This is a genomic window from Streptomyces sp. NPDC036984, from assembly GCF_055607665.1.
Genome location: NZ_JBVJRL010000039.1, coordinates 14096 through 34529, shown reverse-complemented (window position 1 = coordinate 34529; position 20434 = coordinate 14096). Strand labels below are relative to the sequence as shown.

Genomic DNA, 20434 nt, shown 5'->3' with positions numbered 1-20434 from the left:
CCATCGGCCTGCTCGCGCGCCGAAAACAGCACCGAGGAACAGGGAAGAACGGCCCATCGGCAAGCTGACAGCCCATCACGCAAGATCGAGGTTAGTGTCCTCCGCCAGTAATCCGATCAGGATATGCGGGCAGGCGTTCCAGGATCTGGTCGGCGGTCTTGGCCCAGGTGAACGGGCGGGGTCGTCGTTCCATGACTTGGTCCAGGCGCGGATCTCCTTCTCGAGCGCCTGGACCGTTTTGTGGACTCCGCGTCGCAGCCGCTGGTCGGTCAGAAGCCCGAACCAGCGCTCCACTTGGCTCAACCGCGAGGAGTACGTGGGCGTGCAGTGCATGTGGAAGCGGGGGTGGGCGGCCAGCCGGCGCTGGATCGTCGGGGACTTGTGCGTGGTGCAGTTGTCGCAGATCAGGTGAACATCCAGCTCGGCCGGGACTTCGGCGTCGAGCAACTCCAGGGACCTGTGCCGGGGTGCGGCGCTCGGGCATGCCGGGCATCATCGGCAGTACCGAGCCGACTGGTCGAGTGCCTGGATCTGCGACTTCTCGTCCACGAAGCCACACCAGGCCGACACCTTCAAACTGTCCACCGACCCGCGGTTCATCGACAAAGTCCGCGATGTCGTCGGCCTGTACCTGGACCCGTTGGAAAAGGCCCTGGTCCTGTGCGGGGTTGAACGCCTTCCAGATCCGGCCGATGGTCGATTCCGACAGGCCGGACTCGGCGGCCATCGACGTCCCCGACCAGTGGGTTGCGTTCTTCGGAGTGCGGTCCAGTGTCGCCACGACGACGGCTTCGATCTGCTCGTCGCCGATCGTGCGGGGACCCCCGGACGTGGCTCGACGACGAGGTCTTCCAGTCGCCGCTCGTTGAAGCGGCGCCGCCATTTACCGACGGTCTGTGGCCAGATCCCAGCTCTACATCGAATTCCTGGCGGAGGATACTGGATCGGCGCCTTTGTGAGCGGACTCCCTTTTTCTCAGCTCAGCTGCTCGGCCAGCGCGAGGATGATTCCGCTCGGCCCGCGGAGATAGCAGAGCAGGTAGCTGTCCTCGTAGCGCGTCACTTCGCCAACGAGTTCGGCGCCGTGCGGGCGGAGGCGGGCGAGGGTGTCCTCGATGTCGTCGACGGCGAACATGACGCGGTGCAGGCCCCGCGTGTTCGGCGGGGTGATCTCCGGCTGGGGGGTGATCGCCTTGGGGGTGTGATACTTCGCCAGTTCGATCCGGCCCGGGCCGTCCGGGATCCGCATCATGGCGATCTCGCTTCGCATGTCGTCGAGCCCGACGACGTCTTCCGCCCAGCGTCCTTCGATCGGCATTCTGCCTTCCAGCTCCATGCCGAGTTCGGTGAAGAAAGCGATGGCGGCGTCGAGGTCGTCGACGACGATGCCGACGTTGTCCATGCGCTGAATGGTCATGTCCCCAAGGATATTGGCCGGGTCCGACGCCGTCGGCTCAGCCGGCCGTCTCGCCGGTCACCACTCCTTCTTATGGTTGTCGGGGTCGAGCGGCGGGACAACGTCGACTCGGCCAGCGGTCGTCCCATACGAGCCATCCGGCGAATCCAGACAGGTGCATCGGATTTCAGGCGGAGGACACTGGGTCCGTATGGCGAGAGTCGGTCTCGGCCGTATCTCATCACGACGCCGCCACGGCATCACCCCACACCGAAAACCTCAGTAGTCGACAGGCGACCGCCGGGCCCGGGCCCGGTCGCGGAACCACGCAACTGCCCCCACCAGCACCGCCGCCCCCACCCCGTACAACGGCAGCCACAGAGTCGTCGTGGCCGCCAGGCACTCGGCAACGGCCTTGCGGGCCCGGACGTCCTGCGCGAACGCCAGAGCGGCCCCGTCATTGCCGGCCAGTTTCCCCAGTGCGGCTGTCGCCTGGAGGGCCTCGTACCTGCCCATCAGGCCGCACTCGCTGCGCGTGCCCGGCATCGGGAACAGCCAGGCCCGGCGCTGGAGCAGGGGTGCAAGGGCGACCGCCACACACAGACCGACCACCAGCGAGTACGCGACCAGGCCGCGCATGTACGCCGAGCGAATGCCCGGCGTCCACTCCGCCCGTCGTTGGAAGGCGAGCATCACCGCAAGGAGCGTCACCCCGATGAACGTGGCGAACCACTGCCAGGAGCCCTGGGCGAGCGCGAATGTCAGCACCGCGGCGAGTCCGATGCCGATGACCCCGGGAGCGGGAATGTCATCGCGTGCCGCCACGGGTGTCGGCCTCGGGGTCACTCGGGGGCTGGGATCACTCACGGACCTCTCCTGCGGGGGGAGGCATCAGCATCCGCCGCGGGGCGCCGCGGCCCTAGGCACCATGCCGTAGGGGCCCAGCGCCTCGCCCGGATGGCCCGCACCTGGCCGGTCAGGGAGAGACGGCCCTCGGAGCGGGCGGCCGCCCGCCTCGGCAGCCGAGCTTCCGACGGTTGAGAACCCGGTCAGCCGGGATCGAACGGGTCGTCTTGATCCGGCGCCTGCGCGGGCAGGCCCCGCGCCCCGCTTCATGCCCCGCGGCAACAACGGATCCAGCCGGGGCCACTGCCTATTCGTCATGCGGCGATGATGTGCGGGTGTAGGAATTCGGCAGGCCATACCCGACAGGACGGGTCCCCACGGTCTTCGTCGAGAAATTGAAGGCCATCCGGAAAGTCCAGTGGATGAACGTCTGCCTCGGCGTCCACGCATGCGGTCTGTGTCCTGAGGCAGAGGCCCCGGAGGGGAATGGGGAGATACGGATCCCGGGTGAGCCCGGCATCGCATACGCCGCGCAGGTCCTTTCACAACCGCTGACAAAATGGCGTGGCGGATGCCCGCCCGACCAGGCGATGATCTCTCACGAATCGCGGACGAAAGGGCAGGCATGGGCGGCAGTCCCCCGAGGGAGCTCATCTTCCTCGCTGATGATGAGGGGAACAGCGTCACGGTCAACGTTCTGGGACGTAACCCCAGGTGGACCGCAGGACTCGAGGCCGAGATCGTCGTCAGGACGCCCTTCGTGTCCGGCCGTATCGACCTCGCGCTGTACGTTTTGAGGCTGGAAGAATGGGCCGACGCGCTGGACCGGCTCGACAGCGGCGAAGACGTGGCCTGGATGGAGAGGAGCAGGGGGCCGTCCATCTTCATCCAGCTCACCGGCGAGCGTGGCTGCCCGGAGGTGGTTGTGGAAGACGAGTCCGGGTCCATGGTCACCGTGCGGGTGCCACTCGTCCCGCCGGACAACTGGATTGCCGACCACCGCATGCGTCTGCGCCAGGTGATGGATCATTGGGTTCCGATGCTGCCAGATCAGTGAGACGAGCCGCCGCCAGCAGATGAGCGCGCAGCCGAGGGGCAGGAAGGCTTCGTGGATGTCGTCGAGGGCGTCCCAACGGATTCGCAGTCGGCGAAACCGGTGGAGATGGGCGAAGGCGCGCTCGACTAACCATCGTTGAGTGCCGAGTCCGGACCCGTGGCCGGTGCCGCGTCGAGCGTTCACAGGCTTTACGCTCAAATCCCGGACGAGACGGCGGTACCTGTCATGGTCGCAGCCGCGGTCGCCAAGCATGATGTCCGGCCGATGCCTGGGGCGGCCGCGCCTGCCGCGCACCGGCGGCACGGCTTCGAGGTCAGGAGTTCTCAGCGTTGAAGCGCCAGGTCGGTACACGCACCCGCCCGAGGCAGCGGCGACGGTGACAATGAGCAGGCGACGGGTTCGACGGTTTGGGGGAACGGGATGCTGACCGGGATCGTGATCGACGCGCTGGATGCCGTGCGCATGGACCGCTTCTGGATGGACGCGACGCGGGGCCGGACGGGCGGCCTGCAGCTGTGTTTCGTGCCGACCACGAAGCCGAAGGCCGCGCACAAGAACCGACTCCATCTCGACCTGGCCGGGGGGCCGGACTGGGAGGACGAGGTGGCGCGCCTGCTCACCCTCGGTGCGACGCGGCTCGACATCGGCCAAGGGGACGTCCCCTGGGACGTGCTGGCCGATCCGGAGGGCAACGAGTTCTGCGTGCTGCGTCCCGGTCACCCCGGCGTGCTCGCCGACTCCGGCCTCGTCGCGATCTGCCTCGACGTGGCCGAGGAGGACCGCTCCGCACAGTGCGCCTTCTGGCAGTCGCAGGCCGGCTGGCACGTGGTCGAGTCCCACAACTGGGGCGCACGGCTGCGCCGAAGGCCCACCAGCACGGTCTCGCTGGTGATGGGGCCGCCTGCGGCGCCGAAGGCGGCGCGGAACAGGCTGCGGTTGCAGGTCACCCATCGCGACCGGGAACCGGGCGAGTTCCTCGACGCCGGTGGGAACGAGTTCCACGTCACGTGCTGACCCTTTGCCGACCGCGGCCACGCCGGCTGCGGGGCTGGACCAAGGCCGGCGTCCGGCCACGCCCGCCCGCCGCCCAGTTGACCGCATTGCGCCGCGCCGACTTGCTGGACCTGGACGACTGCTCTGGACGGGTGCCGGGCCCGCCGCGTTCGGAACCGCGGAAGCCGTCCCGGCGTCTCTGCCGCCGCACGTGGACAGCACCGTTCAGCACCAACCACACGGGGGAGCAGCTGAAATGACTGGGAAGTCCTGGAGAGCCGGCGGGACAGGGACAGCCGGCGGGACAGGGAGAGCCATCGGGACACGAAGAGCCCGGGGAACCTGGAGAGCAGTGACCGCTGCCCTCGCGATCCTGGTCGGCCTGACCGCGGCCGGGGCGTCACCCGCCTTCGCCGGCCTGGACGGGCCGGTGGCGGCCAACATGGACCAGCACTGCGCCGTGGAGACCATCGGGAGCGGGCCCACGACGATCGCGATACCCGTCGACCGGGTGACCCTGAACCTCGAGGCCGCCGGCCACGACCCCGGCAACTCAAGCATCACCGCGACCTACAGCGTCGTCGGCACCGCCAAAACCGGTACCGCCACCGGGAAGTTCGATCCCGTGAAGTCGAACGTCACGCTCACCTTCACGGTGGGGTCCCCGCCGCTGGGCGCGGAGCTGGACGTCTCCTACCAGGTCAGCTGGACAGACGGCACGTACTACAGCAACACGGTGAGAACTGCGCTGGCCCCCTGCACACGGGACAACACGACTGCCGTCAACAGGTCGTCATGGAACAACTATGTCGAGGTGGCGGGCGTCTCCCAGCAGTGCACGACCGTCAAGTTGAGCATCAACGGACGAACGGCCTATGTCCGCGAGGACATCGTGACGGTGGATGTCGCCCACGGCGCTCCTTACCCGGCCGGTTGGTACGCGGGGCAGGCGGTCTGGGCCGACTACTGGATACCCGGCCACAAGGGGTACACCTCGGGAGCCAGCGGCGTATTCGACTCCACAGGCCACGCCAAGCTGACGTTCCGGCTCCTCGCCCCGAACACCGGCAGCGAACTCGATGTCCTGGCAAGCGGCAGGGAATCCGGCGTGCGGACCTTCCCCGCACACACCTGGGTCACCATCACCTGCTGACCCGGCGCCGTCACTGGGCCGTGCCCTGCTTGCGCCTTGTTCCCGTCAAGCCACAACGGGTACGCGATGAACAGAGCCTCCACGCCGGCCTGGCGAACGCCTCCGCCCCGCTGATGGTGGCCACCGACAGCCGCCGTGCTCCTGCTCGAAGCCGGCCTTCGTACCCGCGTCGCGTGTGTGGGTGTTGGAGTGGGTTCTCCGCAGCCGGTGCGGCACGCTCACATAGGGACGTGACGGAAGTGGGTGGTCAACTGCCCTGCCTCGTCGAGGATGTGGAACGCGAGCGCCGGTGGATGGTCCAGGTGGACATGGTCCTGCGGGTGCGCGCGATGTTCCCAGGGAAGACGGAGGGTGGAGACGACTCCAGGGGCCACCAGCAGCGGGCGTCCGGCGAAGAGGGTCGCCGCGGCTGTGTGGGCATGGCCGCAGAGGAATCCCGCGATGTTGCGGTGGCGGTCAGCGAGGGCCACGAGCCGCTCCGCACCGAACTGGCGGATGCCGTCGATGAACGGGACGTGCAACTGCGCCGGCGGGTGGTGGAAGCCGATCAGCACGGGCGTCCGGTCGGAGGTCCGGGTCAGGACGTCCTCGAGCCACGCCAAGGTGTCGTCCGAGAGGAAGCCCTCGTCCTTCTCCGGCACCGAAGAGTCGCACATCGCGATGACGACGCCGGCACTTCGGTGCACCTGGTTGACCGGAGCCGTCGAACTCGCCTGCGCCAGGAGGTGGGTGCGGAAGGCGTCACGCCTGTCGTGGTTGCCGGGGCAGAGCATCACCGGGTGCCGCGAGGAGAAGAGCCGACGGGCCTGCTCGTACTCGGCCGGCAGACCGTGATCGGTGATGTCTCCGGTGACCAGGACCGCGTCGAGGTCGTACGGCAGCTCTTCCAGGTAGCGCATGACAGCCCGCGTGCGCTCGATGCTGCGCGGCTCACTGTCGATGTGAGTGTCACTGAGATGGGCTATCACGATCATCGAGATACATCCTGTCGCGGTCGGGCTGTCGAGCACTTGGGCTTGAGACTAGGAGGGCACCGGACCAGGAGTAAGATCCAGTTCCGTGCCGAAAACCTGGTCCGGTTCGCGTGTCGACCTGCACATCGATCTCGACGCCTCGAAAGGCCGCCGTTCGGCTCTGGAATCGGCACTGCGCGACGCGATCCGCCAGGGGCGCCTGGCCGCTGGGACGCTCCTGCCCTCCACCAGGGGGCTGGCAAGGGAAATCGGCCTGTCCAGGGGCACGGTGACCGCCGCCTACGACCAACTGGTCGAAGAGGGCTACCTGACCACCCGGCCCGGATCGGGCACCACCGTGGCCGACATCCCGCCAAAGGCCGTGACCTCCCTCTCGACCGCACCGATGCCGGCGGCTCCCCGCCACGACCTGCGCCCAGGGCTTCCCGATGTCAGCGCCTTCCCTGCCCGGGCCTGGCTCGCGGCAACACGCCGGGCGGTTGCGGACTCCCGCTCGGTGGCGCTCGGCGCCGGAGACCCGCAAGGCCGGATCGAACTGCGTACCGCGCTCGCCGACTACCTCGGCCGCACCCGCGGCGTGGTCACGACCCCCGACCGCATCGTCATCACCGCCGGCTACTACCAGGGCCTGAGCCTGCTCAGCGGCGTACTGGCCCGGGGCGGTGCCAGGACGGTAGCCGTCGAGGATCCCAGCCACAACGTCTTCCGGGCCGCCGTCCAACGCACCGGACTTGCCACCCCGCCCATGCCCGTCGACGCCCACGGTGCCTGCGTGGACGCGCTGACGCACGAGGTCGACGCCGTGCTGCTCACGCCCTCGCACCAGTACCCGACCGGTGTTCCGCTCCACCCCGGACGCCGCCAGGCCGTCGGCGCCTGGACCCGCACCACCGGCGGGCTGGTCATCGAGGACGACTACGACGGCGAGTACCGCTACGACCGCCAACCCGTCGGCGCCCTCCAGGGCATCGCTCCGGACCGGACCGTCTACGCCGGCACCGCCTCCAAGACCCTCGGCCCGGCTCTGCGCCTGGCCTGGCTGGTCCTACCGCCCCATTTGGTGAAGCCGGTGGTAGAAGCCAAGCAGCAAGCCGACCTCTACACCGAGAGCCTCTCCCAGCTCGTCCTCGCGGACCTGATCACCACTCACGCCTACGACCGCCACGTGCGCGCCACCCGCCTGCGCTACCGCCGACGACGGGAACTGCTCCTGGCCCGCCTGTCCGCTGTGACGGGACTGACCGCCCACGGCGTCCCCGCAGGCTTGCACACCCTCGTGACCCTCCCCGCCGACGGGCCACCCGAAGACGAGGTCCTCTCCCTGTGCGCCCGGGAAGGAATTGCCCTGCGCGGCCTGGCCGAACTTCACATCGAACCCCACGGGCGCCCGGCAGGCCTGCTCGTCGGCTTCGCAGCCCCGCCCGCACACGCCTACCGTCCCGCTCTCGATGCGCTGTTCGGGACGCTCGCGAAGCTGGCGACCAGACCGAAGGGAAGAACCCACCCCGAGACGGCTGACGCGGCGGGCTGTTCCAACGGCAGCCGGAACCAGGATCAGCGCGGACGGCAGGCAGCGGAACGGCCGCGGGTCCGGACGTCGCCGCACATGTAAGTGGCGATGGTCAGAGCTGTGGCCACATGAGTACCGCTCGTGCGTACCCCGCCGACGGCGGGCTGCACTTGCCGGTACGCCCCTTCCACCGCCCTAATCGCGCGGGCCTGCCCCCGTTCGCCGAACGAGGGCAGGCCACCGGCCGCTGAACCGGCGCCTTACGGGCGCCAGTCAGCCTCCAGGTCATGGGAGTCGGTCTTGGTGAGCTGGGTGAGTCCGGTGCCGTCGGCCCGTACCAGGTAAAGGTGTTCGGGGTCCGCGTCGTCGCCTCCGCCTCTGGTGAAGACCAGGCGGTTGCCGTCCGGGGACCAGGAGGGGTTCTTGTCGTTGAGGCGAGCCGCGGTGATGCGGCGCAGTCCGGTGCCGTCGGGGCGGATGCTGTAGAGGTGGGCGAAGCCGGAGGAGTCCACCCGGCTGAAGGCGATACGGTTCTTGTGCGACCAGTCGGGCGTCCAGTCGTGGGAGCTGGACCCGGTGACCGCCGTCTGAGCCAGGGTGGACAGCCGGATCCGCATCACCCTGCTGTGTCCGGCCGCGTCCGCACGGTTGAACGCCAGGTACTTGCCGTCCGGGGACCAGGTCGGATGGAGGTCGTCCGCCGTGGTGTGGGTGAGCCGGGTGGCGGGGGTGCCGTCGATGTCGGCCACATAGATCTCGCGCTGGGTGCCGACCGGTTTGGCGTAGGCGATCCGCTTGCCGTCCGGGGACCATGCCGGGTCGGAGGCGCCCTTGGTGCCGGGTACGGCCTTCAGGCCGCCGCCCGTGGTCTTCATCGTCCAGATGCCGTCGATCACGCCACCGGATCCATGGCGGACGAAGGCCACCCGCTTGCCGTCCGGGGACCAGCTGGGCATCACATCACTGACGGTGGAGGTGTGAGTGAGCTTGACGGGCGTGCCGCCACCGGGGGAGATCGCGTAGAGGTCCTCGATGGGCGCTGCCGCGGTGTAGCGGGCGAAGACGATCGGGTGGTCTCCCGCCGCCCCCGCGTCTCCTGCGCCGCCGAGGGTCAGTGGTACGGCCATGGCGAGCGCCGTGGCGGTCACCGCCGCACGGCGGCGCCGCGTTGTGGCGAGTGCGCCGGCCTTGCTGATGCTCCGAGCTTTTCCGACGGTTCTGTCGCTGCCGGTGCTGTGTTGTTGCCGCGTCAAGGCGTCCACCCCGATCCCTCCCCGCGGCCTGCTTCCGGCCGCTCCTGGCGGTGAACATCCCACCGACGGTGCACTGGGGGAAGCAGCGGGGCCTGGCGGTACGAGCCCTGTGACACGTTCCGTACATCGCCGTCACATGCGATCTGTGCGCGAACGCACGGCGGCCCGCGGACGGGGGGCCGGTGGGCGCCTACCGGGGCGCCGTGTCGTCGGCCCCGGCGCCCCTGCGATGGGCCCGGTGACCGGGACGCTGCTCTTTGACGTTCACCGCCTCCGGCTGGCGGGCGGCCGCGTGAACTCCCTTTCAGCATCAGGCAGTCATCGCGGCGTATCACCCGACCGCGATCCACCAATCAAGATCACCACTTGCCGGCAGGGCCCTACGGGGACACCAAGCCGTCAGAGCGGGTCGAGGCGGGCCTTCAGCAGACAGAACTCATCGCCCTCGGGGTCGGCGAGAACGTGCCAGCACTCCTCGCCGGTCTGGCCGATGTCGGCCGGGCGCGCCCCGAGCTTGAGGAGGCGTTCGAGCTCGGCGTCCTGATCGCGGTCGGTGGCGTTGACGTCGATGTGCAGCCGGGGCTTCCCCTGCTCCGGCTCGTCCCTGCGGCTGAGGAAGATCGTCGGCTGTGGGCCGCCGAACTCTTCGCGCGGCCCGATCTCGATGCTGCCGTCCTCTTCGCGACCGAGCACTACGAAGTCCAGGACTGCACACCAGAACCGCGCCAGCACCTCCGGGTCGCGGCAACCGAGCACGAGCTCACTGATACGACATGCCATGGACGACACCTGCTCTCAGCGTGGGAACCGCCAGGGCGGCCGCGCGCGGAGCTGTTGGGCTCCCCGCAGTGGGGACACGTTCGAGACCCCGCACCGGGCGAGGCGAGCAGGTGCGAAGGGCTTTTTTGCCTGCCGAACACGCCAAGTGAGGTGGCCTGCAAGGAAAGGAATGGAGTAGGCCTCAGCTCCGCACGGCGCCGGTCGGTGGGGCCAGTACGCGCCATCCCACTGTCTCGTACAAGGCCTGGCCCTCCGATGCCGCGGCCAGCACGCTCTGCCGAGGCGCCCTGTCGGGCGGCGGCGTCGACGAGCGTCCGCATCACCAGGCGTCCCAGACCACGGCGTTGATGGGCCGGGTCGGTCTCGACCTGGTCGACGACGGCGGTGGGGCCGGTGACGGCGATCTGACCGCGCGCCGCGAAGGTTCCGCCGACGGTGCGCACCAGGGTGCGGGTGACACCGGCCCGGGTCCAGGTGCGCAGCCGGTAGTCGTCGGCGGTTTCGGGCGGGGCCGTGGCGTGAACAGCGCGCAGCGTGATGTGGTCGTCGGCGTCCGCTGCGGCCAGGACCGCGGCGGAGATCTTCTCCCGTACCGCCCACCGCAGCAGTCGTTTATGCCCGGTCTTGAAGGAGCCGGGATATTCGGGCAGTTCGGGCCAGGGCCAGCAGGTGCGGTGCTTGCGCGCGATGGCCCCAAGCATGCGGCGATGATCCGCTCACCGCCTCCCACGGACCGGATCAGCCGGCATCGACCGCTCGATCCGCTGCCTGACATGATCAACTGCGTGACGAGTGAATCTGCGCGGCCCGGCCGCACGAAGTGCGTTCTGTTCGACGTCGACGGTACGTTGATCGACGCGGTGAGCAACCAGCGTCAGGTATGGGCCACTTGGGCGCAGCGGTACGGGCTGGGTGCGAACGAGGTCTATCAGGTGGCGCTGCGTACCCGGCCGATGGAGACCTTCGCCCAGGTCGCAGCGGACCGGGATCCCCACGAGTGCCTGGCCTTGCTGCACGAGCTGGAGGACGAGGACGTCCGATCCGGCGTCTATACGGCTTTCGACGGTGCGTCGCAGCTGCTGCACGGCCTGCCACCGGGGTCCTGGGCGCTGGTGACCTCGAACTACGAACACCGGGTGCGAGGCCGCTTCCGCCGGACGGGCCTGCCCCTGCCGGACGTGATCGTGGACGCGGCCGCCGTCGAAGAGGGCAAGCCCTCTCCCGTCCCCTATCTGCGAGCCGCCGAGCAGCTCGGCGCCGCGCCGGGAGACTGCCTGGTCATCGAGGACGCCCCGTCCGGAGTGCACTCCGGACGGGGCGCGGGGATGACCGTGTGGGGCGTGAACGCCGCCGTCGCTGTGGAGGGCGTACATCGCCACTTCGTCAGTCTGTGTGAGGCCGTCCCGCACATCCTGGCTTTCGTCTCCGGGCCTCACGGGGAGGCCGCAGCCTGAGGCTGTCCGTCGGTCGGCACCGGGCCGTACCGGCACGGGCCTTGGCAGCTGACTCCCGACGTGGAGAGCTACACAACGTAAGTCAGCGCCATGTCCACGCCCGCGTCGAGCACGCCCGCGTCGAGCACGCCCGCGTCGAGCACGTCTGCGGCTCACGCGAACCTGTGCGTTCCACAGCTCAGCATTACTCCGGTCCGCTGCCGCCGCGGCCCTGGTCGACGCAAGCCCGACAGGCCCCACGCCGACAAGGGGTACGGCTACGCCCAGCTGTGGCGATGGCTTCGAGAGCGGAATATCCCCCTGGGATCGCCCGCAAGGGCACCGAATCATCGAACAGGCTCGGCCGTCGCCGCCGGGTCGTAGGGAGAACGGTGTCCTGGCCGGCCTGCTGTCGACGCCTGCACCGCCGTTACGAGCGCAAGCCCGAGCACGTCCTGTCCTTCGCCGGCGTCACAGCAGCCCTCATCACCCATCGCCGACTGACACGGTGAGATAGGTCAGTCAGCCAGCGGAGCCAGAGGGTCCGGTCGGGACAACGTCTCCGACAGCGGCAGCCTGTCCCTCGCGGCAACGACCCGACGCAACCGCCGGTACGACCCGTCGACTGCCCCGCGAGGACTTCCCCGTACGCGGCCGTCCGAGTGATCGGCGCACGCCGAAGCGCTCGCGGGATCAGCCATCAGCCGCGTTCCCCGTGGACGACCACGGCGTAGGAACCGAGGCCGATGAGACGGTCCCCTTCGATGTCGCCGAGCGCCGTGTACAGAGTGAGGACCTTTCCCGAAACCGGATCGAAGGCGACGTCCTTGACGGTGCCATGCTCGACACCGTGCTCGGTCAGAACTCGGCTGCCGATGGTTTCGTGGTGCTCGGGCATGTCCTTGGGCCCCGACTCGGCGGCGACCCGCGAGCGCACGATCACGGCGTCGTGTCCCACCGCCTCCACCGCGCCCCAGCCGATGACCGCATGGTCTTTCGCTGCTTTCGACAGCCGCAGACAGGCGATGCTCCGGGTATGGGCATCGATGGTGAGGCCGTTCACCGTGCCCAGCGTCGCCGCCTCCTCCGCGGAGATCACCGGAAGATTCCGGGTCTGCGTGAAGAGCATCATGCGAGTCCCCCTTCAGTACGTGCGGAGCCGTCCGCGTACGGCTGCCGGGCGCCGGCCTGGAACGCCTCGACCTGGGCACCGAAGCTGGGCAGATCGTCGGCGACGAAGTGGCGGGCCTGCACGGGGACCACCATGGCCTCACCGGAGACGGCGAGTGTCTCCCCGCGTGGAATGAACCTCGTACGCCGCTCGGGGTCGACGTTGTCGTTGGTGGCGATGGCGAAGCCGACGACACGCCCGCTGCTACCGGCCTCGATCACGACATCGCGTACGGTGCCGATCTCGGTGCCCTGGTCGGTGATCACCGGCGCACCGATCACCTGGCCGCCTTCGGTCGCATCGTGGTCCACGATCGCGTCGCGATCCTCCAGGACTGCCTCACTCGGCACCATGACGGCAGCGGGCCCCACGGCGTGCACCGCCGTAAACGGCAGACTCCGCTTCAGCGGCCCGGCGAGCAGGCCCCGGCCACTGAGAGTGAAACCCGTGATCCGGCCCGCCGCCGCGTCGAAGACGGTGTCCTTGATCTGCGCCACCGCCTCGCCGCCCAGGGTCACGACAATCCGCTTGGTCAGGTCGGATGCAAGCATCAGTGTGATCACCCCGCACCTCCTCGGCGCACCCGGCGACCACCGCGCACCGCGATCACCGTCCCGGAACGCCGCTTGGCCTGCACCGCCAGCGTCGCCGCGGCGACCAGCCCGACCACCGCGCCCAGTAAGACCACCCAGAGCCACCACACCATCGCCCGACCTCCTCTGTGGACATGTCTCCCGTAGTACCGGAGCTCCCGATGCCCTTCCGGTTGCCCGCAGTGCGGAGGGGACACGCGTCACAGAACGCCAGTGCGGACCGGGCAGGGGGCGTAACCGGACAAGAGCCGAATGTTCAGGGCAGCCATGGGGCGGGGTCCGCCGGGGCGAACCGCGAGCCATCGGAATGTGCAGGGAAGCCGCCGAACCGACGGAGGCCGTCTACAGGCGAACGATGATCAAAGCGATGTCGTCCTGTCCGCCGTCGGCCACGCCGAGGCGGGGGAGGAGAGTGTCGGCCAGCTGGTCAGGGCTCAGGCGCGCGTGCTGGGCGAGGACGTCGATGAGGCGTTGCACGCCGGCGTCGATGTCCTCGCCGCGGCGTTCGATGAGCCCGTCGGTGTAGAGGACCAGGGTGTCGCCCGGGGCGTAGCGCACCGTGGCCTCAGGGCGCGGGGCGTGGCCGGCGGGCACACCCAGCGGGGGGTCGGTGGCCTGGTCGAGCAGCAGCACGGTGCCGTCGGCCCGGCACATGAGGGGCGGCAGGTGGCCCGCGCTGGTGTAGGTGATGTGCCGGTGCCGGGTGTCGATGACGGCCAGGGCCGCGGTCGTGGCCAGTGCGCCCTCGCAGCTCCGGGCGTACAGGCTCACGACATCCATCGCTTTTCCGGATTCGTGGAGGGCGCGGATGGCGGCGGACAGGGTGCTGCGGAGCATGCCCATGACGGCGGCGGCCTCCAGGCCGTGGCCGACGACGTCACCGACGGTGACGGTGAATGCGTCGTCGGGCAGGTCCACCACGTCGTACCAGTCGCCGCACACGTTGAGTGACCGGGTGGCGGGCATGTAGCGCACGGCGATGTCGCTGTGGCCGCCCAGGTCCGGGCAGTGCAGCATCGACTCCTGGAGGGTGAGGGCGGTGCGGCGTTCCCGGTTGTGGGCTTCGCGCAGTTCCTCGTTGAGGTGCTGGAGTTCCTGGGCCCGCGCGAACAGTTCGGCTTCCATCGCGGCCCGCTCACGATACCGATCCTCCGGTCTCGCACGGTGGGGGTGGGACAGCACGAACTCGGTCATGTCCTCCACCCGGTGGATGATCCACGCGACCTCTCCGTCGGGCCCCAGCACCGGGGTGTTGATGGGCGACCACCACTTCACCCGGAACACCCCTGGACGGCCCGATACCGGGACGTCGTACTTCTGCATCGCCATCGTGTCCGGTTCCCTCGTGTGCAGGACCCGCTGCAAAGAGGCGTTGAGATTGCGGACCCCGTCGGCGTCGGGGTCCGCCGGATTGTCGGGATGGGCATCGAAGAGGTACCGGCCGATCAACTCTTCCCGGGTGCGGCCCGTGGCCCGCAGGTAGGCCTCGTTGACCTCGACGACCACCAGGTCGGGACTCAGCACCAGGTAGGGGCTGGGCGTCACCGAGAACAACGCCCGGTAATCGATCTGCGGTGTGGTCACGTGCGGTCTCCCGTCCCGCCGCCGAGTCTCCTCACGGAAAGTATGCGCCCGAGCGTTGCGCTTGCGTGATCGACACCGCTCGTCGCGTTGCTCGAGGAATTCGGATCACACGACGCGACGCCTCTGAAACGCTGCCGCCCTCAGTCGGTGATGTCGAGGTACAGGGGGAGCGCGGTCGCCTTGCTCACGACCGCCGAACTCCAACGACGAGGAAGGCCGGGTGCCGGCTGTTTCCTGCGCCTGACCCGCATCCCTGACCCGCGTCTGCCCCTGTCCCGTTCTTCAGGACTCGTCGACGGCAGTCATGGCACCCACCAGGTCGTCGACAACGTCCATGAGATTGCGGCGCCTTCGATGGGCAGTGCGTTGGCGGTCGGCGCCGGTGCCGACGACGCACTGACGCGCATATCCGGCGAGGACCGTGTCCAGGTCACCGAGCCGCAGCAGCGCAGGGCGCAGCTCTGCCAGCAGTTGCTCGGCGAGCACGGTCGCCGGGATGAGACGGCGGCTGTGCAGGTCGACGCCATCGCCGGCCAGGCCGTCGCGCGCTGCGCGCCAGCATGCCGTGCGCAGAACGTGTTCCGGGGGCCGGAAAGCAGGCTTCCCGGCGTGGATGTCGGTGAGGGCTGTGGCCACCAGAGCCCTGACGATGCCGGCGAGTGCGACGGTGTCCTGCACGGTGGCCGCTGCGTCGGCGACTCGGATCTCCAGGGTGGGGACGTGGTGGGAAGGCCGGATGTCCCAGTACAGCCCGCCTCGGTCCAGGATGGTTTCGGTCGCAGTGAAGTCGGCGACGAGGCCATCGAAGTGTGCCGGAGACTCGAAGTACGGTGGGGGACCCGCGGCCGGCCACCGCGCCCATGCCAGCTGGCGCCAGCTGGCGTATCCCGTGTCCCGCCCCTGCCAGAACGGTGAATTCGCCGACAGCGCGATCAGGACCGGGAGCCGGTTCCGCAGCCGGTTGCTGACCTGAAGCGCCAGTTCCACGTTCGGGATGCCGACGTGCAGGTGGCAAGCACAGATGCTCTGCTCGTCGTCCAGTGCACCGAACAAGGCTGCGCTCTCGGCATAGCGGGGCCCGTCGGTCATCGCAGGCGGCATCACTTGCTCCAGGACCGGTGTACCGCTGGAGATGACGCCCAGGCCATGGCGAGCGGCGGCTCGCGCCACAGCGGCCCGCATCGAGCGGACCTCCTCCGCGAAGAGATCCAGGCTGGTGTGCGGTTCGGTACGCGCCTCGATCTGATAGCAGGTGATTTCCGTGGTCACCCGGTCACCGAGCTCGTCGGCCGCTTCGGCCACCACCTTCTGCGCCTCCGGCCTCAACTCCCGCGTGACCGGGTCGACCAGCAGGTACTCCTCCTCGGCACCGATCGTCAGCGGCCCGCTGCCCCAGCCTGCCAGGGGGCCGGTACCGACGGTGTCTGAACCAGGAACTTCCGGAATCGCTTGCGCCCGCTCTTCACTGGTCACGGTAGTCATGCTGTCACACACGGCGACAACGAGACCCGTCGACGGTGAGACAAGTACGGTGGCTTGAGCGAACGGGTACCGGCTCACGGGAGTGAGGCCGGTTCAGCACCCCTCGACGGCGATCTGCGCGAGGAGGGAGCCGCGCGTGGTGTGAGAAGTCATCTCAATCGGTAAGTGCGCCTTCGCGCGTGAGAGTCAGGCTGTCCGGCCCAGGCGCCATGGCTTGACCGTGATGTGAGACTTGAAGCATGGACATGGGCCGTGAGTCGCGGTGGGAAAAGGACGCAATGACAGTGGAGATCGTTTTCGCCCTGGTGACTGCCGTCGCGCTGGGTGCGGTGGTCTTCGCCGTCGCTCTGACTCTCGCACTGGCCTTTGACATTTCCGGTTCAGTGAGGAGGGACGTGTCGGTGGGGGGTGCACTGCTCGGAGCGACGGCCGGAATGTGGCGTCTGGTACGGGTGCTGCGTCGGTTCGACGAGCAGCGCCGAATGGGCCGCTGACTGCGGGGCTCTCCTTGAGGTCGGTAGCCTGGCGACGTGGGGCTCGTTGAGCGGCTGGTGCCGGATGAGTTGTGGCAGTTGTTCCAGCGGGTGCTGCCGGAGGCGCCGTCGCGGCCTCAGGGTGGTGGCCGGCGCCGCCACGGCGACCGGGAGGTGCTGGCGGCGATCGTGTTCGTGGGACGTCGGGCTGTACGTGGCAGCAGCTGCCTGCCGCGTCGTTCGGGCCGTCCGGTGCGACGACCCGCAGGTTCACCGAGTGGACGAAGGCCAGGGTGTGGGCCAAGCGCCGCCGCTTGGTCCTCGACGAACTCGGCTCCCGAGGCGACCTGGACTGGTCGAGGTGCGCGATCGATCCCGTTCTCATCTCCGCCGGCGCGGGATCCGCACAGTGCTCCCGCAACTCGCCGACCAGGCCTCCAACGGCCAACGCCTCGGCAGCCGCGGCGGCCAGACCACCGGCCTTCGACCGCGACGCCCACAGGCGACGCAACACGGTCGAGCGCTGCATCAACAGCTCAAGCGGTGGTGCGGCCTGGCCACCCGGTACGGCAAGACCGGCACCGTCTACCTCGCCGGACTCCACCTCGCCGCCCTCTTCGTCTGGTCAGCGAGGTGGTCCAAAAAACGGCCCAGCACCGTAATCCACCCTGCTCGCCGCCTTCGCCCCCAGCTGGTACTGGCAGTCATCGCCCTGGCACGTCCCCTCGCAGTGAGCACGACCCGGGCGACACTTCGTCGTGGACCCGATGTACATGCGCCGCCCCGGCCGGCCCTGGCTATTGATCTACCCCACACGCGTAGGCTCGCGCAGCGGGCGCCTACCGGCAGCTGCCCGCACCTGCCCCTACCAGCAGCCTGGCCGCCGACGATGCCCCACTGGGCTCCTACGCCGCCGCGCCCCTGATCCGTACCCTCCTGCAACGGCCGGCCCGGCCCACGCCAACGCGCTTCGCCGCCTGACCATGGCCGGGAACTCCGGTGTCGTGGAAGGCCATGCCCAACCGCATCAAGATGCTCATGCGCCAGATGTCCGACCGCGCGGGCTTCGGACCCTTCGCAAGCCTGCGTGACCGAGCGTCACCACACCACATGAACCGGGCCAGAGCCCGAAGACCAATCAGTAAGCCACGAACGAGTCGGCGCGTCACTGCTCATCGAGGGATGCCTGCCGGGCAAGGAACTCCTCGAACGCCGCCTTCTGCTTCGGATCCATGAAGCCTTGACGGACATTGCGGGCCTTCTCCTGGAGCCAGTGCGCCTCGTCGGGGTCCAGCAGCTCGGCGACCACCACGCCTTTGCGAGCAACCGCCGTGCGCCCTCCTACGCGACGACGAAAGAGCGTGAACGCGCCGAATTCCGCTGGGTGGGCCAGTTCCGGCTCCTCCGTCACAGCCCGGTCCTCTTCCCCAGCGCCACTCGTCGGGTAGGCGGTAGGGGCCCAATGCTCCCAGAGTGCCAGCGTGGCCGCGGGCACCAGCACCGCGCGTTCCGCCTCTTCGCGCCCCTCCCACATGAACGAGACAGTGACGGGCTCGCCGACCGCCTCGGCCAACCCGAGCACCCTCTCCATCTCATCGTTGATCGGGTAACTCACCACTACATCGATCTCAATGCCCATGGTGCCTGAGGCTACTGGCCGCTTCCGGCATCCCGGCCCAGAGCTCCTGGGCCTCGTCGACCACGGCGCACCAGGTGGACCGTCCGAAACCGGTGATCTCACCGACTGAGTGCCTGTCCGGGGCAATGCTGCGACGGAGAGCAACCGCTCCACACACTTCGGTCCAGAGTCAGATCCGGTTCTGGCGCAACTTGCGTGCAGCGGACATTCCGAGTGACGGGAGTCGGCCTCCCGGTCGTTGTGGTCGAATCCGGCGTCCTGTTCAGCAAGTTGCCCCCCCGCTCGCGACCTTGACAGCCGGTGGCTCGACCTGAAGGCTACCGACTAGTCGGTATGGAAGGTGAGGTCTCGTGACCGAGCTGAGCATTCCCACGGTCGCGGGCGTGTTCGACGCGATCGTGGCCGGTCCGCCCGAGGGCCGCCCCGTGCTGCTGCTGCACGGCTTCCCGCAGACGGGGCTGGTCTGGCAAAGGCAGATCGCGGCACTGGCCGCGGACGGCTACCGGGTGGTGGCGCCCGACCAGCGCGGGTACTCACCTCGCGTCCGCCCTCAGCGGCCCGACGACTATCGCATGAGCCTTCTCGTCGACGACGTGATCGCGATCGCCGAGGAACTCGGCTGGGCGGCGTTCGATCTGGTCGGCCATGACTGGGGAGGCGCGGTGGCCTGGTGGACCGCGCATGCCCACCCCGGCCGCGTGCGCAGCCTGACCGTTGTCTCGACCCCTCACCCCGGCGCTCTGGCCGCCACCCTGAGCACCGAACAGGATCAGCGTGAACGCTCGCGCTACATGATCGACTGGCGCGAGACACCCGCGACCGAAGAGCGCATGCTCGCCCACGACGCCCAGGAGCTTCACGCCTTCTACGCCGGAAAAGTCCCCCAGGACAGTGCCGAGGCCTACGTACGACACCTGTCCCGGCCGGGCGCTCTCACCGCGGCGCTGAACTGGTACCGGGCCGGCCGCCCCGACGGCGCGATCGGCGTCATCGACGTGCCCACGCTGTACGTGTGGAGCACGGAGGACGGCGCGTTCGGCCCGGCGGCCGCACAGCAGACCGGGCAGTGGGTCAACGGGCCGTACCGGTTCGAGACCCTTCGGGGCGTCAGCCACTGGGTCCCGGAGGAGGCGCCCGAGACGCTGAGCCGCCGGCTGCTGGAACACCTGCGCAGGCACGGTGAGTACGCGACCGCGGCGCACACCCCGCTCGACGACTCTCCGAAGAGGTGACCCATGAAGACAGCGCGTGCGGCCTGGCGCCGCCTCGAGCCCGTACACGGCATGATCTACTTCGCTCCCGAGGCGAGGCGACGGTACAAGGACCTCGGACTCGGTGGACGCGCCGGGTACTTCGCTTCCCGTAGCGCCGCCTTCGGCCGGGCCTCCGCCGAACTGGTGATCTCGACCTTCTACAACTTCAATCCTGATGTCGTACGCCAGGCGGTCGTCGGGACCTGGGACGCGACGACGCCGCAGCAGGTGCTGGACGCGCGGTACGCCGCGGCGGCCGAAGCCCTGCGGCGGGCGGGAATCCACGAACTGCCCCACTTGGAGGAGGTCCTGGCGCTGGCCCGCCGGGCGGCCGAGGCGGCCTGCGACCATGCTCAGGGCCGCCCGTTGTTCGCCGCGCATGCCGCGCTGCCTTGGCCGGAGGAGCCGGTGCTGCAACTGTGGCACGCCCAGACGCTGCTCCGGGAGTTCCGTGGAGACGGCCATGTGGCGTGCCTGCTGAGCGAGGGTGTCGGGGGCTTGGAGGCCCTGATTCTGCACGCCGCCACCGGTGAGGTTCCCGTCGACTTCCTCAAGGCGAGCCGCGCCTGGCCCGAGGACCGGTGGGCCGCCACCCGGGAGCGCCTGCGCGAGCGAGGCCTCCTTGACGGTGACTCCCTCAGCGCGGAAGGCGCACTGCTGCGCGCACACATCGAGGACCGCACCGACCGACTGGCCCTTCCCGCCTACGCCGCACTGGGTGAGGCCGACTGTGAGCGTCTCGCCGAACTCGCGCGCCCCTTCGGCCATGCCGTCGTCGAGGCCGGCCTCCTCAAGCCCGGCTGACGGCCGGCCCGTGCCTGGAGACGAGTGGTGGCTCGGCGGTC

General features: G+C 69.1%; 21 protein-coding genes and 4 pseudogenes. 12 read left to right on the top strand and 13 right to left on the bottom strand.

Annotation, left to right across the window (positions count from 1 at the left end):
* Positions 1 to 75: 75 nt before the first annotated feature.
* Complete coding sequence (locus tag ACZ7DL_RS37850) at positions 76 to 447, bottom strand: transposase (RefSeq protein ID WP_470781456.1); 372 nt, start codon at positions 445 to 447, stop codon at positions 76 to 78.
* 103 nt (positions 448 to 550) lie between these two features.
* Here ACZ7DL_RS37850 and ACZ7DL_RS37845 point away from each other — a divergent pair.
* Positions 551 to 676: pseudogene (locus ACZ7DL_RS37845) on the top strand (IS630 family transposase); the annotation flags it as partial.
* Positions 677 to 975: 299 nt separating this feature from the next.
* Here the strand turns inward: ACZ7DL_RS37845 and ACZ7DL_RS37840 are convergent.
* Positions 976 to 1416, bottom strand: coding sequence for a VOC family protein (locus ACZ7DL_RS37840; RefSeq protein ID WP_470781454.1), 441 nt, complete (start codon positions 1414 to 1416; stop codon positions 976 to 978).
* A gap of 258 nt (positions 1417 to 1674) precedes the next feature.
* Positions 1675 to 2220: a hypothetical protein gene (locus ACZ7DL_RS37835; RefSeq protein WP_470781452.1), complete on the bottom strand. Its 546-nt coding sequence runs from the start codon at positions 2218 to 2220 to the stop codon at positions 1675 to 1677.
* Between the two features lie 380 nt (positions 2221 to 2600).
* Here ACZ7DL_RS37835 and ACZ7DL_RS37830 point away from each other — a divergent pair.
* The 4 genes and pseudogenes from ACZ7DL_RS37830 to ACZ7DL_RS37815 all read left to right on the top strand — a co-directional run.
* Positions 2601 to 2762: pseudogene (locus tag ACZ7DL_RS37830) on the top strand (DUF7919 family protein); the annotation flags it as partial.
* Positions 2763 to 2866: 104 nt separating this feature from the next.
* The gene (locus ACZ7DL_RS37825; RefSeq protein WP_470781451.1) at positions 2867 to 3298 is read left to right on the top strand and encodes a DUF5959 family protein; all 432 of its coding nucleotides are present in this window, start codon (positions 2867 to 2869) and stop codon (positions 3296 to 3298) included.
* A 420-nt stretch (positions 3299 to 3718) separates the two neighbouring features.
* A complete protein-coding gene (locus ACZ7DL_RS37820) occupies positions 3719 to 4312 on the top strand; it encodes a VOC family protein (protein ID WP_470781449.1) in 594 nt (197 codons plus the stop codon).
* A gap of 331 nt (positions 4313 to 4643) precedes the next feature.
* Entirely contained in the window at positions 4644 to 5444 is an 801-nt protein-coding gene (locus ACZ7DL_RS37815; RefSeq protein ID WP_470781447.1) for a hypothetical protein, read from the top strand.
* A 218-nt stretch (positions 5445 to 5662) separates the two neighbouring features.
* On the opposite strand, the gene ACZ7DL_RS37810 is transcribed toward ACZ7DL_RS37815, so the two are convergent.
* Positions 5663 to 6418, bottom strand: coding sequence for a metallophosphoesterase (locus tag ACZ7DL_RS37810; protein ID WP_470781446.1), 756 nt, complete (start codon positions 6416 to 6418; stop codon positions 5663 to 5665).
* 85 nt (positions 6419 to 6503) lie between these two features.
* On the opposite strand from ACZ7DL_RS37810, the gene pdxR reads away from it, so the two are divergent.
* The gene (pdxR, locus tag ACZ7DL_RS37805) at positions 6504 to 8030 is read left to right on the top strand and encodes a MocR-like pyridoxine biosynthesis transcription factor PdxR (protein WP_470781445.1); all 1527 of its coding nucleotides are present in this window, start codon (positions 6504 to 6506) and stop codon (positions 8028 to 8030) included.
* 158 nt (positions 8031 to 8188) lie between these two features.
* Here pdxR and ACZ7DL_RS37800 read toward each other — a convergent pair whose 3' ends face one another.
* The 3 genes from ACZ7DL_RS37800 to ACZ7DL_RS37790 form a co-directional block, all read right to left on the bottom strand.
* A complete protein-coding gene (locus ACZ7DL_RS37800) occupies positions 8189 to 9076 on the bottom strand; it encodes a hypothetical protein (RefSeq protein WP_470781444.1) in 888 nt (295 codons plus the stop codon).
* A gap of 504 nt (positions 9077 to 9580) precedes the next feature.
* Positions 9581 to 9961 (bottom strand): VOC family protein, encoded by a 381-nt coding sequence (locus ACZ7DL_RS37795; protein ID WP_470781442.1) that lies wholly within the window; start codon positions 9959 to 9961, stop codon positions 9581 to 9583.
* Positions 9874 to 10662 carry a GNAT family N-acetyltransferase gene (locus ACZ7DL_RS37790; protein WP_470781441.1) on the bottom strand — a complete coding sequence of 263 codons (789 nt, stop codon included), beginning with the start codon at positions 10660 to 10662 and terminating at the stop codon, positions 9874 to 9876. Before ACZ7DL_RS37790 ends, ACZ7DL_RS37795 begins: the two co-directional genes overlap by 88 nt.
* A gap of 72 nt (positions 10663 to 10734) precedes the next feature.
* On the opposite strand from ACZ7DL_RS37790, the gene ACZ7DL_RS37785 reads away from it, so the two are divergent.
* Both ACZ7DL_RS37785 and ACZ7DL_RS37780 read left to right on the top strand, forming a co-directional pair.
* The gene (locus tag ACZ7DL_RS37785; protein WP_470781439.1) at positions 10735 to 11415 is read left to right on the top strand and encodes an HAD family hydrolase; all 681 of its coding nucleotides are present in this window, start codon (positions 10735 to 10737) and stop codon (positions 11413 to 11415) included.
* 183 nt (positions 11416 to 11598) lie between these two features.
* Positions 11599 to 11906, top strand: a pseudogene (locus ACZ7DL_RS37780) (IS5/IS1182 family transposase); the annotation flags it as partial.
* A gap of 188 nt (positions 11907 to 12094) precedes the next feature.
* Here the strand turns inward: ACZ7DL_RS37780 and ACZ7DL_RS37775 are convergent.
* From ACZ7DL_RS37775 to ACZ7DL_RS37755, 5 genes are all read right to left on the bottom strand, one after another.
* Positions 12095 to 12523, bottom strand: a complete 429-nt coding sequence (locus tag ACZ7DL_RS37775; protein WP_470781437.1) for a PRC-barrel domain-containing protein — start codon at positions 12521 to 12523, stop codon at positions 12095 to 12097.
* Positions 12523 to 13128 carry a PRC-barrel domain-containing protein gene (locus ACZ7DL_RS37770; RefSeq protein WP_470781436.1) on the bottom strand — a complete coding sequence of 202 codons (606 nt, stop codon included), beginning with the start codon at positions 13126 to 13128 and terminating at the stop codon, positions 12523 to 12525. Before ACZ7DL_RS37770 ends, ACZ7DL_RS37775 begins: the two co-directional genes overlap by 1 nt.
* On the bottom strand, positions 13125 to 13271 hold the full coding sequence (locus tag ACZ7DL_RS37765) for a hypothetical protein (RefSeq protein WP_470781434.1): 147 nt from the start codon (positions 13269 to 13271) through the stop codon (positions 13125 to 13127). Before ACZ7DL_RS37765 ends, ACZ7DL_RS37770 begins: the two co-directional genes overlap by 4 nt.
* Positions 13272 to 13500: 229 nt before the next feature.
* On the bottom strand, positions 13501 to 14742 hold the full coding sequence (locus tag ACZ7DL_RS37760) for a PP2C family protein-serine/threonine phosphatase (protein WP_470781432.1): 1242 nt from the start codon (positions 14740 to 14742) through the stop codon (positions 13501 to 13503).
* A gap of 282 nt (positions 14743 to 15024) precedes the next feature.
* Positions 15025 to 16215, bottom strand: coding sequence for a carboxylate-amine ligase (locus ACZ7DL_RS37755; RefSeq protein ID WP_470781430.1), 1191 nt, complete (start codon positions 16213 to 16215; stop codon positions 15025 to 15027).
* Positions 16216 to 16463: 248 nt separating this feature from the next.
* Between ACZ7DL_RS37755 and ACZ7DL_RS37750 the strand changes: the two genes are divergently transcribed.
* Together ACZ7DL_RS37750 and ACZ7DL_RS37745 are read left to right on the top strand one after the other, a co-directional pair.
* A complete protein-coding gene (locus ACZ7DL_RS37750) occupies positions 16464 to 16718 on the top strand; it encodes a DUF6332 family protein (protein WP_470781428.1) in 255 nt (84 codons plus the stop codon).
* Positions 16719 to 16754: 36 nt separating this feature from the next.
* Positions 16755 to 17128 (top strand): annotated as a pseudogene (locus tag ACZ7DL_RS37745) (transposase); the annotation flags it as partial.
* A gap of 734 nt (positions 17129 to 17862) precedes the next feature.
* On the opposite strand, the gene ACZ7DL_RS37740 reads toward ACZ7DL_RS37745, so the two are convergent.
* The gene (locus ACZ7DL_RS37740) at positions 17863 to 18336 is read right to left on the bottom strand and encodes a hypothetical protein (protein WP_470781426.1); all 474 of its coding nucleotides are present in this window, start codon (positions 18334 to 18336) and stop codon (positions 17863 to 17865) included.
* Positions 18337 to 18686: 350 nt separating this feature from the next.
* Between ACZ7DL_RS37740 and ACZ7DL_RS37735 the strand changes: the two genes are divergently transcribed.
* Complete coding sequence (locus ACZ7DL_RS37735; RefSeq protein WP_470781424.1) at positions 18687 to 19568, top strand: alpha/beta fold hydrolase; 882 nt, start codon at positions 18687 to 18689, stop codon at positions 19566 to 19568.
* Between the two features lie 3 nt (positions 19569 to 19571).
* Positions 19572 to 20393 carry an SCO6745 family protein gene (locus ACZ7DL_RS37730; RefSeq protein WP_470781422.1) on the top strand — a complete coding sequence of 274 codons (822 nt, stop codon included), beginning with the start codon at positions 19572 to 19574 and terminating at the stop codon, positions 20391 to 20393.
* Positions 20394 to 20434: the final 41 nt, after the last annotated feature.

Bases quoted from the DNA above. Each gene is read 5' to 3' on its own strand.
- ACZ7DL_RS37775 (WP_470781437.1), bottom strand. From the start codon at position 12,523: ATGCTCTTCACGCAGACCCGGAATCTTCCGGTGATCTCCGCGGAGGAG.
- ACZ7DL_RS37730 (WP_470781422.1), top strand. From the start codon at position 19,572: ATGAAGACAGCGCGTGCGGCCTGGCGCCGCCTCGAGCCCGTACACGGC.
- ACZ7DL_RS37740 (WP_470781426.1), bottom strand. From the start codon at position 18,336: ATGGGCATTGAGATCGATGTAGTGGTGAGTTACCCGATCAACGATGAG.
- ACZ7DL_RS37810 (WP_470781446.1), bottom strand. From the start codon at position 6,418: ATGATCGTGATAGCCCATCTCAGTGACACTCACATCGACAGTGAGCCG.
- ACZ7DL_RS37795 (WP_470781442.1), bottom strand. From the start codon at position 9,961: ATGGCATGTCGTATCAGTGAGCTCGTGCTCGGTTGCCGCGACCCGGAG.
- ACZ7DL_RS37790 (WP_470781441.1), bottom strand. From the start codon at position 10,662: ATGCTTGGGGCCATCGCGCGCAAGCACCGCACCTGCTGGCCCTGGCCC.
- ACZ7DL_RS37820 (WP_470781449.1), top strand. From the start codon at position 3,719: ATGCTGACCGGGATCGTGATCGACGCGCTGGATGCCGTGCGCATGGAC.
- ACZ7DL_RS37840 (WP_470781454.1), bottom strand. From the start codon at position 1,416: ATGACCATTCAGCGCATGGACAACGTCGGCATCGTCGTCGACGACCTC.
- ACZ7DL_RS37825 (WP_470781451.1), top strand. From the start codon at position 2,867: ATGGGCGGCAGTCCCCCGAGGGAGCTCATCTTCCTCGCTGATGATGAG.
- ACZ7DL_RS37765 (WP_470781434.1), bottom strand. From the start codon at position 13,271: ATGGTGTGGTGGCTCTGGGTGGTCTTACTGGGCGCGGTGGTCGGGCTG.
- ACZ7DL_RS37750 (WP_470781428.1), top strand. From the start codon at position 16,464: ATGGACATGGGCCGTGAGTCGCGGTGGGAAAAGGACGCAATGACAGTG.
- ACZ7DL_RS37785 (WP_470781439.1), top strand. From the start codon at position 10,735: ATGATCAACTGCGTGACGAGTGAATCTGCGCGGCCCGGCCGCACGAAG.